Origin of the sequence: Bacillus sp. FSL M8-0077 (assembly GCF_038050255.1) — a bacterium.
GTDB classification, from domain to species: Bacteria; Bacillota; Bacilli; order Bacillales; family Bacillaceae; genus Bacillus; species Bacillus altitudinis.
The window spans coordinates 1,416,880-1,430,967 of record NZ_JBBPAF010000001.1; the positions used below are offsets into that span (position 1 = coordinate 1,416,880).

12 protein-coding genes are annotated in these 14,088 nt (G+C 40.9%); 11 read left to right on the forward strand and 1 reads right to left on the reverse strand.

The features are described from left to right. The first annotated feature begins 7 nt into the window (after window positions 1-7). Both NST57_RS07275 and NST57_RS07280 read left to right on the forward strand, forming a co-directional pair. Window positions 8-1,927 (forward strand): heavy metal translocating P-type ATPase, encoded by a 1,920-nt coding sequence (locus NST57_RS07275; RefSeq protein WP_341298327.1) that lies wholly within the window; start codon window positions 8-10, stop codon window positions 1,925-1,927. Window positions 1,928-2,031: 104 nt separating this feature from the next. Continuing rightward, window positions 2,032-3,126 (forward strand): M24 family metallopeptidase, encoded by a 1,095-nt coding sequence (locus tag NST57_RS07280; protein WP_341298328.1) that lies wholly within the window; start codon window positions 2,032-2,034, stop codon window positions 3,124-3,126. A gap of 55 nt (window positions 3,127-3,181) precedes the next feature. Here NST57_RS07280 and NST57_RS07285 read toward each other — a convergent pair whose 3' ends face one another. Further along, window positions 3,182-3,325 carry a hypothetical protein gene (locus NST57_RS07285; RefSeq protein ID WP_200831216.1) on the reverse strand — a complete coding sequence of 48 codons (144 nt, stop codon included), beginning with the start codon at window positions 3,323-3,325 and terminating at the stop codon, window positions 3,182-3,184. Window positions 3,326-3,418: 93 nt separating this feature from the next. Between NST57_RS07285 and NST57_RS07290 the strand changes: the two genes are divergently transcribed. From NST57_RS07290 to NST57_RS07330, 9 genes are all read left to right on the forward strand, one after another. Beyond that, window positions 3,419-4,408: a LacI family DNA-binding transcriptional regulator gene (locus tag NST57_RS07290; RefSeq protein ID WP_341298329.1), complete on the forward strand. Its 990-nt coding sequence runs from the start codon at window positions 3,419-3,421 to the stop codon at window positions 4,406-4,408. Between the two features lie 55 nt (window positions 4,409-4,463). Further along, the gene (gene glcT / locus NST57_RS07295; RefSeq protein WP_017359435.1) at window positions 4,464-5,318 is read left to right on the forward strand and encodes a glucose PTS transporter transcription antiterminator GlcT; all 855 of its coding nucleotides are present in this window, start codon (window positions 4,464-4,466) and stop codon (window positions 5,316-5,318) included. 202 nt (window positions 5,319-5,520) lie between these two features. Next, window positions 5,521-7,620, forward strand: coding sequence for a glucose-specific PTS transporter subunit IIBC (gene ptsG / locus NST57_RS07300; protein WP_142154895.1), 2,100 nt, complete (start codon window positions 5,521-5,523; stop codon window positions 7,618-7,620). Window positions 7,621-7,713: 93 nt separating this feature from the next. Next, window positions 7,714-7,980: a phosphocarrier protein HPr gene (locus NST57_RS07305; RefSeq protein ID WP_003211078.1), complete on the forward strand. Its 267-nt coding sequence runs from the start codon at window positions 7,714-7,716 to the stop codon at window positions 7,978-7,980. After that, window positions 7,980-9,698, forward strand: a complete 1,719-nt coding sequence (gene ptsP / locus NST57_RS07310) for a phosphoenolpyruvate--protein phosphotransferase (RefSeq protein ID WP_142154896.1) — start codon at window positions 7,980-7,982, stop codon at window positions 9,696-9,698. The genes NST57_RS07305 and ptsP overlap by 1 nt, the downstream gene beginning before the upstream one ends. A 98-nt stretch (window positions 9,699-9,796) precedes the next feature. Next, a complete protein-coding gene (locus NST57_RS07315; RefSeq protein ID WP_200831217.1) occupies window positions 9,797-10,039 on the forward strand; it encodes a transcriptional regulator SplA domain-containing protein in 243 nt (80 codons plus the stop codon). An 80-nt stretch (window positions 10,040-10,119) separates the two neighbouring features. Beyond that, entirely contained in the window at window positions 10,120-11,148 is a 1,029-nt protein-coding gene (gene splB / locus NST57_RS07320) for a spore photoproduct lyase (protein WP_007498710.1), read from the forward strand. Window positions 11,149-11,263: 115 nt separating this feature from the next. After that, on the forward strand, window positions 11,264-13,225 hold the full coding sequence (locus NST57_RS07325; RefSeq protein ID WP_341298330.1) for a methyl-accepting chemotaxis protein: 1,962 nt from the start codon (window positions 11,264-11,266) through the stop codon (window positions 13,223-13,225). 76 nt (window positions 13,226-13,301) lie between these two features. Continuing rightward, window positions 13,302-14,087, forward strand: a complete 786-nt coding sequence (locus NST57_RS07330; RefSeq protein ID WP_341298331.1) for an SDR family oxidoreductase — start codon at window positions 13,302-13,304, stop codon at window positions 14,085-14,087. The last annotated feature ends 1 nt before the right edge of the window (window position 14,088 follow it).

The window sequence follows — 14,088 nt, forward strand, 5'->3', positions numbered from 1 at the left end:
AGTAATCATGAATGAGAATACAGTACTTTATCAAACGACAGATCAAAAGGGATCCAACTCGCTCTTTCATAAATGGGCACAGCACGGAGAATTAATTGCAGCAGGCATTTCGGGGATTCTCATCTTGATTGGATGGTTTCTAAAGGATGAAACGATGTGGAGTATTCCTCTTTTCATTCTTGCTTTTGTTATTGGTGGTTTTGCAAAGGCAAAGGAAGGAATTGAAGAAACCATTTCATCCAAGACATTAAATGTTGAACTTTTAATGATATTTGCTGCGATAGGCTCAGCGATCATTGGCTACTGGGCAGAGGGCGCCATCTTAATTTTTATTTTTTCGCTCAGCGGTGCGCTAGAAACGTATACGTCAAATAAAAGTAAAAAAGACTTAACGGCCTTAATGAGTATCGCTCCAAATGAAGCCACTTTAATTGAAGAAGATGGCACCACCATCCAAATCGCTGCTTCTTCACTTACGCCAGGCGACCGTATTTTAATCAAAGCGGGCGAACGAATTGCAGCAGATGGTGTGATCATGAGCGGAAGAACAAGTGTAGACGAATCTGCCTTAACGGGTGAATCGGTGCCTCAGGAAAAAGGGCAAGGGGAAGATGTGTTTGCAGGAACAGTGAATTTAAATGGTTCATTAACAGTAGAAGTAACAAAACATAATGAAGAAACACTTTTTCATAAAATCATTAAGCTTGTGGAATCTGCACAAGAAAGTGTATCACCAAGCCAAGCATTTATTGAAAAATTTGAAGGTGCATATGTAAAAGGTGTGCTCATCACTGTGGCGATTTTAATGTTCCTGCCTCATTTTGTACTTGGCTGGAGCATGAGTGAAACGTTTTACCGTGCGATGGTATTTATGGTGGTTGCCTCGCCTTGTGCACTTGTTGCCTCTATTATGCCAGCAGCTCTTTCACTCATCTCAAACGGTGCAAGAAACGGTATGCTTGTAAAAGGAAGTGTCTTTTTAGAAAAACTAGGCACAAGTACGATGATTGCATTTGATAAAACGGGTACGATTACAAGCGGAAAACCAGCTGTTGAAAAAGTGGTCTTGGCAAAAGGGCAAGATGAATCGACCTTTTATCAAGCGCTCTATCAAATTGAAAGTCAGTCGAACCATCCATTAGCTAAAGCCATTTCTGATATGGCAAAAGAGCATCAAACAGAGCGGGCAGCCCACGCAACCATTGAAGAAATATCAGGTTTTGGTGTGGAAGCACAATTAAATGGAGATACATGGCGTATTGGAAAGAAAGATTTTGCCGGAAAAGCTTCAATGGATCGTGACATTGAAGAGAATGGTGAAGTTCTTTCATCCCAAGGATATACTGTTGTCTATGTCCAAAAAAATCAAGAAGTCGTCGGCTGTCTCGGTCTGAAGGATCAAATCAGACCTGAAGCCAAAAAAATGATCCAGGAGCTGAATGATTTAGGCATTCAAACCGTCATGCTCACAGGGGATCAGCAAAAAACAGCTGAAGCGATTGCAAAGGAAGCAGGTATCCAAACCGTTGTCGCTGAATGTCTTCCAGATGAAAAGGTACACGAAGTCAATCAACTGAAAAAACAAGGTGATTCGATCATTATGGTCGGAGATGGGATCAATGATGCACCTGCACTCGCCACAGCAGATGTTGGCGTCGCAATGGGCGGAGGCACAGATGTTGCTTTAGAAACAGCAGATCTCATTTTAATGAAAAATAACTTAAACAATCTAACAAAGATGATTCGTCTTTCAAGAAGGATGAACCGAATCATTAAACAAAACATCATCTTTTCATTAACTGTCATTTGTCTCTTAATCTGTGCGAATTTCTTACAAGTTCTTGATTTACCTTTTGGTGTCATTGGGCATGAAGGCAGTACGATTTTGGTTATTTTAAACGGACTTCGTTTGCTTCGTGCTTCTTAAGCAAATGACAAAAGCGCACTGGCTTTAGGTCAGTGCGCTTTTGTGCGAAATACAGTGAAAACTGATACAATAGATCAGTAGTCAAACGTGTGAGGAGGATCACGATGAATCGAATGAAAAACTTGTCTTCTTGGCTTAAGAAAAAAGACATTCAAGGGGCATTTATACATACAAAGGAGAATGTGTTCTATCTATCTGGATACTTCACAGAGCCGCATGAAAGAGTGATGGGGCTGTTTGTTTTTCAGGAAGCAGATCCATTTTTCATCTTGCCTAAGATGGAAGTTCAGCAAGCAAAAAATGCGGGATGGGCTGGAGATCTTATTGGATATGAAGACCATGAAAACCCCTTTGATTTCATACAAAAGGCACTAGAAACACGAGGAGTAAAAGCGACTCGCCTAGCGATTGAAAAAGAATCCATTCCTTTGCAAAGAGCAGAGCAGCTTCAAGCTGTCACTGGGGCAGAAACATTCGTCCGGGTAGAAGATGTGCTCAATCAGCTAAGACTAATTAAAGACGAAGCTGAAATTGAAACATTGAAAAAAGCTGCTCAATTGGCAGACGAAGGCGTCAAAATTGGGGTTCATGCCCTAAAAGAAGGGGTGACGGAAACCGAAGTTCTTGCTGTCATCGAATATGAACTGAAGAAAAAAGGCATTCAGGGCATGTCCTTTTCAACCATGGTACTATTCGGAGAAAAATCAGGAGAACCTCATGGAAATCCGGGACAGGCAGCCTTGAAAAAAGGCGATTTTGTTTTATTTGACCTTGGTGTGATTGTGGATGGTTATTGTTCAGATATTACAAGAACCTTCATCTATCAAGAAGCGTCTGAACAACAAAAGGATATTTACAACACCGTCTTGAAAGCCGAATTGGCAGCACTTGATATGAGCCAGCCGGGTGTGAGAATTGGTGACCTTGACTTAAAAGCAAGAGGGCTGATCGCAGAAGCAGGATATGGCGAATACTTCCCGCACCGTCTAGGGCATGGACTCGGGGTTTCTGTTCATGAGTTCCCTTCTATGAGTCAAGCAAATGATGACCTTCTAAAAGAAGGGATGGTCTATACGATCGAACCGGGTATTTATGTACCAGGAGTCGGCGGGGTTAGAATTGAAGACGATGTTCTTATTACAAAAGATGGCCCAGTCACCTTAACGAATTATCCAAAAGAGTTGACGATCATCAAGTAATGAAAAAAATCACGATGAACGTCCATGTACTGGGAGCGTCATCGTGATTTTTTTGTCACTCTTTGCGATCCTTATCAACAAAAAAATCATCAATTGATTGAAACGGCTTGATTTTATGTTCTTTTTCTAAAGGATGTAGTGCGAATCGAGCAGAAAACAAAACAGTCAAACATAATATGATCCATATGATAATACCCATCTTGAATTCCCCTTTCCACCCAGTGATTTGTTCAGCTCACATACATCTTAAAGTATGAAACGCTTACCATATCAAGAGAAAGTAGGAGAAAAAATGCCTAACATAAGGGATATTGCGAAAAGAGCGGGCGTATCTGTTACCACCGTATCACGAGTGATGAATGATCATCCTTATGTCAAAGAAGAAAAGCGAGAGCGCGTACTTAGTGCGATGAAAGAGCTCAAATATACACGAAATATTCAGGCAGTGCATTTAGCAAAGGGCTATTCCAATATGCTTGGAATTGTGCTTCCGACAATTGATCACTCCTATTTTAGCGGAATTGTCACAGGGATTGCAGAGAAAGCGCAGGAGCGCGGAATGCATTTTGCCTTGTTTCAAACAGGATATGACCCATTAAAGGAAAAAGAAGCATTAATGAGCTTAAAAGAGCAGCGTGTGGATGGTTTAATCTTTTGTTCAAATGCGTTAAGTGATCGAGACATTTTAAAGTGGCAGGAATCTGGTCCTATTATTTTTTGTCATCCTACTCCGCATGATACATGTTCATCGGTATCGATTGCGCATGATCAGGCTTTTAAGGAAGGGCTTGAACACTTAGCGGCATGTGGTCATGAGCGAATCGCAATCGTTCTTGCTAGAACAGAGGGGGAGAATAGCCAAGTTCGCATTCAGGCTTATCAAGAAATGATGCGGTCGCTTGGGCAGGACATTCATGAGGAATGGATCATTGAAGGAAAACTGACCATTTTTGATGGCAAGCAATTATTTACAGAATGGAAAGAGATGAAAAATCGTCCGACAGCCTTACTGATTACGAACGATGATGTCTCAGCAGGTTTTTTACTAGAAGCACAGCGTCACTACATAAACGTTGCAGAATCACCAGCCATACTTGGCTTTCAAAACGATCAATTGAGTGAAGCATTGGGGATTTCTAGTATAGACATTCCCCTCAAACAAATGGGGCAGGAAGCATTTGACTTGTTCAAGCAAGCATTACAAGGTGAGGCACCAGAAAAAAGAGTGCTGTCATATCGACTCGTTGAGCGCACAACGACTATTTTGAAAAACAATCGTTGACGCACGTTTCATCTGTTTTGTACGATAAGAAGGATTGAATAAGAAGGAGGTGGGGATGTTCATGGAATCCTTCACCGTTGATAAAGCGTTAAATAATAATGTCATCATCGCAAAACACCCTTCTTTAGGTGAAGTGGTCCTGATTGATAAAGGGATCGGCTTTGGGAAAAAATCGGGTGACGTTCTCGATCAAGCGGCATTTGAGAAAATGTTTGTGTTAAAGAATACAAAAGAGCAAACAGAATACAAACAATTGCTGCACCACATTAATGAGGACATGATTGAGCTTGCCAATGACGTCATTTATCATATACGAGAAAAAATGGGGCATCGTTTAAATGAGCATATTCATATTGCACTGACAGATCATATTGCCTTTAGCTTTAAGCGAGTTAAGCAAGGCTATGATATCACCAATCCTTTTATGCTTGAAACGAAATCCTTATACCCGAAAGAATACGAGGTCGCAAAGGAAGTCGTGGAACTGATAAATGCGCGGCCAGATGTTGAAACAAAGCTGCCCGAAGGAGAGATTGGATTTATTGCGCTCCACATTCACTCTGCTTTAACGAACCGGCCTTTATCCGAGGTCAACCGTCATTCGCAGCTCATGACACAAATGGTCCAAGTGATAGAAGATGCATTTCATATGAAAGTAGATAGAGAAAGTATTCATTATTTACGCTTACTGCGCCATATTACGTTTTCGATTGAGCGTATTAAACGGGAAGAATCATTAGAGGAGCCAGAAAAGTTACTTCATCTATTGAAAAATGAATATCCTTTATGCTACAATACTGCTTGGAAAATGATCAAAATTTTGCAACATGCATTGAAAAAGCCTGTACAAGATGCCGAAGCTGTCTATTTGACACTACACCTGTACAGATTGACGAATAAAATTTCATAGTTTCCTTGAAACGTGTAACTGATTCGATCAGGCATGAGTGACTTAAGGTAAATACAGGATAAGATCCTGTTATTTGCGCAACCTTATATCACCATGCCTTTTTTGTGTTCTGAAAGTGAAATGTAAACGGTTAATTATGAAATGTACGTCAATATGTGATTGAAATGTATGTTGTAAGCGAAAACAAAAGGAGGTTCAACCAGTGTTTAAATCACTTTTTGGTGTGTTGCAAAAAATTGGACGAGCACTTATGCTTCCAGTTGCGATCCTTCCTGCTGCTGGTATTTTACTAGCACTTGGAAATGCGATGCAAAATCCGCAGCTGATTGATGTCGCTCAATTTTTAAGCAATGATACAATTCAGCTTGTTGCTAGTGTTATGGAGAATGCGGGGAATATTGTCTTCTCGAATCTTCCACTCCTATTTGCTGTAGGGGTTGCCATCGGTCTTGCCAATGGAGACGGTGTGGCAGGGATTGCCGCAATCATCGGTTACCTTGTCATGAACGTGACGATGAGTGCCGTATTAATGGCCAACGGTTCTATTCCATCCGATTCAGTCAAATTGGCTAAGTTCTTTAAGGAAAGTCATCCAGCATATGTGAATATGCTCGGCATACCGACCTTGTCTACCGGCGTTTTTGGCGGGATTATTGTCGGGGTATTAGCCGCTTATATGTTTAATAAATTTTACAAAATTGAGCTCCCGCAATATCTTGGCTTCTTTGCTGGTAAGCGTTTTGTTCCAATTGTTACATCTATTTCAGCACTTATTTTAGGGCTTTTGATGCTCGTTATTTGGCCGCCAATCCAAGGTGCACTGAACTCATTTTCAACAGGACTGCTTGCAGCGAATGAGCCGCTGGCTGCCTTTGTATTCGGTGTCATTGAACGCTCATTAATTCCGTTTGGTCTGCACCACATATTCTACGCACCATTTTGGTATGAGTTCTTTAGCTATAAGAGCTTATCAGGAGATATTATCCGTGGTGATCAGCGTATCTTCATGGCGCAAATCAAAGATGGTGTTCAGCTGACAGCCGGGACATTCATGACAGGGAAATATCCGTTCATGATGTTTGGACTTCCAGCAGCAGCACTTGCGATTTACCATGAAGCAAAACCTAAGAATAAAAAGCTTGTAGCGGGCATTATGGGATCAGCGGCCCTTACTTCTTTCCTAACAGGGATCACTGAACCGCTTGAATTCTCATTCTTGTTTGTTGCACCGATATTATTTGCGATTCACTGTGTATTTGCTGGATTATCCTTTATGATAATGGATATTCTAAACGTGAAAATTGGAATGACCTTCTCAGGAGGGTTAATCGACTTTTTCTTATTCGGTATCTTGCCAAACCGAACCGCTTGGTGGCTAGTCATTCCAGTCGGTCTTGTACTGGCTGTCATTTACTACTTTGGATTCAGATTTGCGATTCGCAAGTTTAATCTGAAAACGCCAGGACGCGAAGATGAAGCAGCTGACGGTGCAAGCAGCGCTCAATCTGGAAAAGGCGATGACTTACCTTATGAAATTCTTGAAGCAATGGGTGACCAAGAAAACATTAAACACCTAGATGCTTGTATTACGCGTTTACGTGTCACTGTAAATGATCAGAAAAAAGTGGATAAAGACCGCTTGAAAAAGCTTGGCGCTTCAGGTGTCCTTGAAGTAGGGAATAACATTCAGGCCATCTTTGGTCCACGCTCTGATAATTTAAAAACACAAATGCAGGACATTATTGCAGGGCGCACACCTCGACCAGCGAAAGACCCTTCTGCAAAAGAAGAAGTTAGCCAGCAGGTTGAAGAAGTCATTGCAAAACCGCTTCAAAACGAACAAGGGAAAGAAACGTTTGCTTCACCAATTACAGGGGAGCTGCATCCAATTACAGATGTGCCAGATCAAGTATTCTCAGGGAAAATGATGGGTGACGGTTTTGCTATCTTGCCAAAAGAGGGAACAGTGGTTTCACCAGTAAGAGGAAAAATCTTAAATGTGTTCCCAACAAAACACGCCATCGGCCTCCAGTCTGATGGTGGACTTGAAATCTTGATTCACTTCGGAATTGATACAGTCAGCCTCAAAGGAGAAGGATTTGAAGCATTTGTACAAGAGGGAGATCAAGTAGAAATCGGTCAAAAACTTTTAGAGGTTGATATTGATAAAATTAAGTCAGAAGTACCATCTTTAATGACACCAATTGTATTTACAAACTTAAGTGAAGGACAATTTATTGACCTTCAAGAATCCGGTGAAATCAAAGCTGGCCAAGAAAACATCATGAAAATTTCAAAATAATTTTCATAACTGCCGTTCTTGTTAGATGACAAGCTCGGCAGTATGATATAATATTGTGGATGTATGAAATGTATAAAAAGGAGATTGATAAAAATGGCTCAACAAACATTCAAAGTAACTGCAGATTCTGGAATTCACGCACGTCCTGCAACAGTTCTTGTACAAACTGCTAGTAAATATGATGCTGATATCAACTTAGAATATAATGGTAAAACAGTGAACCTGAAATCTATTATGGGTGTAATGTCTCTAGGAATTGCGAAAGGTGCCACAATCACAATCTCTGCTTCTGGTTCTGATGAAAATGATGCACTTGCTGCACTAAAAGACACAATGAAAAGTGAAGGCCTAGGCGAGTAATGCAACAACTGAAAGGAATCGGTGCTTCAGCAGGCGTTGCGATTGCAAAAGCATATCGTCTAGAAGAACCAGATTTAACAGTTCACCAAAAAGACATCAATGATCCAGAGACAGAAGTGAAACGCTTTGAAGAAGCAATTCATGTTTCAAAGCAAGAACTTGAAGCAATTAAAGAGCATGCGCTAAAAGAACTTGGCCAAGATAAAGCGGATATTTTTTCTGCACACCTTCTTGTGTTAAGTGATCCAGAGCTGCTCAACCCAGTGAAGGATAAAATCACATCGGATAAAGTAAATGCTGAATTTGCTTTAAAAGAAACAGCAACAATGTTTGTTACAATGTTTGAAGCAATGGACAATGAATACATGAAAGAACGTGCAGCGGATATTCGCGACGTTACAAAACGTGTCACTGGTCATTTGCTAGGCGTTGACATTCCAAACCCAAGTATGATTTCTGAAGAAGTCATTATCATTGCTGAAGATTTAACACCTTCTGATACAGCTCAGCTGAACAGACAATTCGTCAAAGGTTTTGCGACAGATATCGGTGGTCGTACTTCTCACTCAGCGATTATGGCAAGATCAATGGAAATTCCAGCAGTTGTTGGGACAAAAGAAGCAACAAAAACGGTGAAAAACAATGATCTGATCATTGTGGATGGTATTACTGGAGACGTCATCATTCAGCCTTCTGAAGATGAAGTGAAAGCGTATCAAAAAAAGCATGAAGACTACTTAGCTCAAAAAGCGGAATGGGCGAAACTTGTTGACCAGCCAACGGTCACAAAAGACGGCGTTCACGTAGAGTTAGCTGCAAATATTGGAACACCTGAAGATGTGAAAGGTGTACTTGAAAATGGCGGCGAAGCAGTTGGATTGTACCGTACAGAATTTTTATACATGGGCAGAGATCAGCTCCCAACAGAAGAAGAGCAGTTCGATGCGTATAAAACCGTTTTAGAGAAGATGGAAGGGAAAGCAGTGGTTGTCCGCACACTAGATATTGGTGGCGATAAAGAACTTCCTTACTTGCAGCTTCCAAAAGAAATGAACCCGTTCCTCGGCTATAGAGCGATCCGCCTTTGCCTAGAAGAGCAGGAGATTTTCAGAACACAGCTACGCGCGTTACTTCGTGCAAGTACATATGGAAACTTGAAAATCATGTTCCCTATGATCGCGACGTTATCAGAATTTAGAGAAGCAAAAGCTATTTTACTTGAAGAAAAAGAAGCATTGGTTGCCGCTGGTACAGCCGTTTCTGATTCCATTGAAATCGGAATGATGGTTGAAATTCCATCAACAGCTGTTATCGCAGATCAATTTGCAAAAGAAGTAGATTTCTTCAGTATTGGAACAAATGATTTGATTCAATACACAATGGCTGCTGATCGAATGAACGAACGAGTGTCTTATCTTTACCAGCCATACAATCCAGCTATTCTACGCCTCATAACGCTTGTGATTGAAGCAGCGCATAAAGAAGGTAAATGGGTTGGCATGTGCGGTGAGATGGCAGGAGATGAAATCGCAATCCCGCTCCTACTTGGATTAGGATTAGATGAATTTTCAATGAGCGCAACATCGATTCTTCCAGCAAGAACGCAGTTAAGCAAGCTTTCTAAAGAAGAAGCTGCATCATTTAAAGAGCACATCTTATCACTGAGTACAACTGAAGAAGTGGTTGATTTCGTGAAAAAAACGTTTCAGCATAACTAGGTGATGTGAACCAGACAGGTCAAACTGTCTGGTTTTTTTGTCGAATTTTATCATAATCAGTCATATCGCTTGCAGAGAAGGGCATCCTAAAATAAAAAATGGAGGTGACCAGTTTGTCTTTCTCTAACTATAAGCCAGGTGATCAAGTATATGTGATTTATCGAAACCCACATGCAGCCAATGTCGCACAAATTAAAGAAGCGGAAATCGTTTCACACCCTTACAATGAACAAGAGCTTGCGTTATTTCTACTTGAAACATATCATCCATTAGCCCCTGATGATGCCGTATTCCCAACATACGAAGAAGCAAATGCCCTTTATCAAGATTTGTTTGAATAAGGGAGATTTTAGAAAGGATAGAAGCCATCCTGAGAGGTTAAAGTAACGGTATGAACCTATAAGGTAAGGATGTGCTAAATATGATCAAACCGTTCGTTCCCCAGCTTGTTTATATTGAACCTCGGGCGCTAGAGTACCCATTAGGACAAGAGCTGAAAGAAAAGTTTGAAGGTATGGGGATTGAAATTAGAGAAACAACCTCACACAACCAAGTGAGAAATATTCCGGGAAAAAATGACTTGCAAAAGTATCGTAATGCGAAATCAACGCTCGTTATCGGCGTGAGAAAAACCTTGAAATTTGATACATCGAAACCTTCTGCCGAGTATGCCATTCCGTTTGCGACAGGATGCATGGGGCATTGCCATTATTGCTACCTGCAAACGACGATGGGGAGTAAGCCGTACATTCGCACATATGTCAATGTAGAAGAGATCTTAGATCAGGCTGAACAGTACATGAACGAGCGTGCGCCTGATATCACGCGATTTGAAGCCTCGTGTACATCTGATATTGTAGGAATTGACCATTTGACTCATACACTCAAACGAGCGATTGAATACTTTGGTCAAACCGATCTAGGTAAACTTCGCTTTGTTACGAAATTTCATCATGTAGATCATTTGTTAGATGCAAAACACAATGGGCGAACAAGATTCCGCTTTAGTATCAATGCCGATTATGTCATTAAATATTTCGAACCCGGAACATCACCACTCGATCAGCGGATTGAAGCGGCTGTAAAGGTAGCAAAAGCAGGCTATCCACTTGGCTTTATTATTGCCCCTATTTACATTCATGAAGGGTGGCAAGAGGGCTATAAAGTCCTATTTGAAAAACTCGATGCAGCTCTCCCTGAAGAAGTGAGACAAGATATCACCTTTGAAATGATTCAGCACCGTTTTACAAAACCGGCGAAGCGTGTCATCCAAAAAAACTATCCAAAAACAAAACTAGAACTAGATGAAGAAAAGAGAAGATATAAGTGGGGTAGATACGGAATTGGAAAATATATCTATCAAAAAGATGAAGAACAAGAACTTAGACAGACATTAGAATCATATATCGAACAGTACTTTCCGTCTGCAAAAATTGAATATTTTACTTAAAACAAGTCATTATGGCTTGTTTTTTCTATTTAAATTTTCTTATAACTATTGAATGCGGTACCAATTTTGCCGATATACACATTAAGATGCGAAAGTAGGATGTAGGGGTGATGAGATGTTTAAGAAACTTCAAATGAAGATAGCTGTATTTATCTCAGTTATTTTAATTTTAACTGTTGTTGCGGTTCAAGTTGGTTCCAATTTAGTATTAAGACCACTGATTGAACGAGATACGAAAACAACGACAGCAGCAACGGCAGAAAGCATGAGAGACATCATAGCATTAAAGCTTGAGAATTACGGTGATACGATTAACAAATTGGCAACAAGTACACTTACTGAAGATTTTGCACAGAAACAAACAAAGCAGACATTGGCATTTGAAAACGATGAATTAAAAGGATTGCAGGAGCAGGATGAACTCATCTCGCTTGCCTATATAGGAACAAGTGATGGTAAAATGTTCGCTTTCCCGGAGTCCGATTTTGGTGAAGGGTATGATCCGTCTAAACGAGACTGGTATATTCAAGCCGCTGAAAAGCCTGACGAAGTCCTATGGACAGATCCGTACATTGATAAAGCAACAAATGAAATGGTCGTTTCAGCTACGAAGGCGATCGTACGAAACGGGAAAGTAGTCGGTGTCGCTGGACTTGACTTAAAACTGGCTTCCATTCAGTCCTTTATAAATGAACAAAAGATTCCTTATATGGGAACGGCGTTCTTAGTTGATGGTACAGGGACTATTTTGGCACATCCAACAGAGCAAGGAAAAAATATCTCAAAAGTTGCTTCTGTGAAAACAGCGATCGACAAATCTGGTATTGATGATGACAAACAGCTGACTGTCATCTCCAAAATTAAAGCAGCTAACTGGACAATAGGTGTTAGCTTTGAGAAAAAGAAACTTCTTTGGATCACTGAACAAATGAATCAGACAAGTATCATCATATCTGTCATTGCCATTATACTTGCCATGATTCTAAGCTACTTATTGGCTAGAAGCATTACAACACCAATTAAACGCCTCATCGAGCATGTTCGTAAAGTGTCTGAAGGCGATTTAACCAGCTCGCTTGAGTCGAAGTCTCAGGATGAGATAGGTTTCCTCACGAAAAGCTTTAATCAAATGACTGAAGGTATCAGGGACTTAATTGAAAAAGTGAAAGAGTCTTCAGATCAGGTTGTGAAATCAACGGATGATGTGACACAAATTTCAAACGAGACCTTGCTGTCTAGTGAACAGATTGCAACGGCTATTCAAGAGGTCGCTGTAGGAGCGACGAAACAGGCATCAGAAGCAGAAACCATTAATGAAAAATCAGAGCATTTGTATGAAAAAGTTCGTCATATGGGTGAGCTTGCCACGCAAATGCAAACCAACTCAAAATCATCAGAAGATGCAAGCTATAGAGGACTTGATGCTCTTGGTCTGCTCGTCCAAAAATCAACACAAGCAAATGAAGAATCGAAAAAGGTAGAGCAAATGCTGCTTGACCTTGAGCATAAAACGAAAAATATTGAAAACGTCGTAACAGCGATCTCTGAAATCTCAGATCAAACGAATTTACTCGCACTGAATGCAAGTATTGAAGCAGCGAGAGCAGGAGAAAGCGGACGAGGGTTTGCTGTTGTGGCAGAAGAAGTCAGAAAGCTGGCTGAACAATCTGCGGAATCAACCAAACATATTAGTGAAACCGTAAAACTCATTCAAGATGAATCGAAAAAGGCAGCTGAAGCGATGACAGCAGCAAGCAAAATGAATGAAGAACAAGGTGGTGCCATCAATGCAACAGGGGAGGCACTCAGCAGTATCACAATGGAAATGCAGGCACTTGTCGGCTCCATTGACAGCATTCACACACAAATCAATGAAATGACTGAAGAACAGCAAAAAATGAATGATTCCATTCAAAGTATTGCGGCCATTTCACAAGAATCCGCAGCTTCAGCTGAGGAAGTACATGCTTCAACAGACGAACAAGTACAAGCTTTAGAAAGAACGAAAACATCAACAGAAATGTTGAACGAATCAAGTCAGGCACTGCGTCAGGCAGTCGATCGGTTTAAGCTGTAATCTTGCAGAAAAGAACCTTGCCATGTGAGCAAGGTTCTTTTTGTATGATAAAATATGAACAGAGGAGGGTGCCAACATGCATGTTAATCTATCTGGAAAAAAAGCATTGGTCGCTGCAAGCAGCCAAGGTATCGGTAAAGCCATTGCCTTTCATCTTGCAAAAGAGGGAGCAGATGTGATGCTCTCGGGAAGACATGAGCACACGCTGCAAGAAGCGGTCAAAGAATTATCCCCGCTTGTAAAAGGGAAGCTGACTTATCAAGTATGTGATGTATCTGACGCCGAGCAAATTAAAGCGCTTGTCGTCGCAGCAGCAGGTGATGAAAAACGCCTTGATATATTAGTGAACAATACAGGCGGTCCTCAAACAGGAACACTTGAAACCTTAACGGATGAAGATTGGATGGAATCATTTCAGCTTCATTTACTCAGCTATATTCGGTTATTAAAAGAAGCCTTGCCTTATTTAAAAAAACAAGGTGCACGAGTGTTAAATATTGCATCTATGTCGGTCAAAGAACCAATCCCAGGCTTGATGCTGTCGAATACATTTAGACCGGCCATTACCGGCTGGACAAAAACAGCTGCCCAGGAGCTTGCCAAGGATGGCATTTTGATCAATACCTTAGCTCCGGGGAAAATTGAAACAGAGCGTGTGAAACAGTTGGACAAACACCGTGCACAGGAGGAGAAACAATCGGTTGAAGAGATCAAAGTACAAGCTGAACGTATGATTCCGCTGGGCCGTTATGGGCAGCCAGAGGAATTTGCAGCATATGCGGCTTTTCTTTTATCTGAAGCCAATACATATATGACAGGTCAAACCCTCATCATTGATGGTGGATTGACAAAGTCTCTATAAG

Excerpts from the sequence above, each read along its gene's own strand:
- NST57_RS07275 (WP_341298327.1), top strand. The coding sequence starts at position 8 with ATGAATGAGAATACAGTACTTTATCAAACGACAGATCAAAAGGGATCC.
- NST57_RS07280 (WP_341298328.1), top strand. The coding sequence starts at position 2,032 with ATGAATCGAATGAAAAACTTGTCTTCTTGGCTTAAGAAAAAAGACATT.
- NST57_RS07285 (WP_200831216.1), bottom strand. The coding sequence starts at position 3,325 with ATGGGTATTATCATATGGATCATATTATGTTTGACTGTTTTGTTTTCT.
- NST57_RS07290 (WP_341298329.1), top strand. The coding sequence starts at position 3,419 with ATGCCTAACATAAGGGATATTGCGAAAAGAGCGGGCGTATCTGTTACC.
- glcT (WP_017359435.1), top strand. The coding sequence starts at position 4,464 with ATGTTCATGGAATCCTTCACCGTTGATAAAGCGTTAAATAATAATGTC.
- NST57_RS07305 (WP_003211078.1), top strand. The coding sequence starts at position 7,714 with ATGGCTCAACAAACATTCAAAGTAACTGCAGATTCTGGAATTCACGCA.
- ptsP (WP_142154896.1), top strand. The coding sequence starts at position 7,980 with ATGCAACAACTGAAAGGAATCGGTGCTTCAGCAGGCGTTGCGATTGCA.
- NST57_RS07315 (WP_200831217.1), top strand. The coding sequence starts at position 9,797 with ATGGAGGTGACCAGTTTGTCTTTCTCTAACTATAAGCCAGGTGATCAA.
- splB (WP_007498710.1), top strand. The coding sequence starts at position 10,120 with ATGATCAAACCGTTCGTTCCCCAGCTTGTTTATATTGAACCTCGGGCG.
- NST57_RS07325 (WP_341298330.1), top strand. The coding sequence starts at position 11,264 with ATGTTTAAGAAACTTCAAATGAAGATAGCTGTATTTATCTCAGTTATT.
- NST57_RS07330 (WP_341298331.1), top strand. The coding sequence starts at position 13,302 with ATGCATGTTAATCTATCTGGAAAAAAAGCATTGGTCGCTGCAAGCAGC.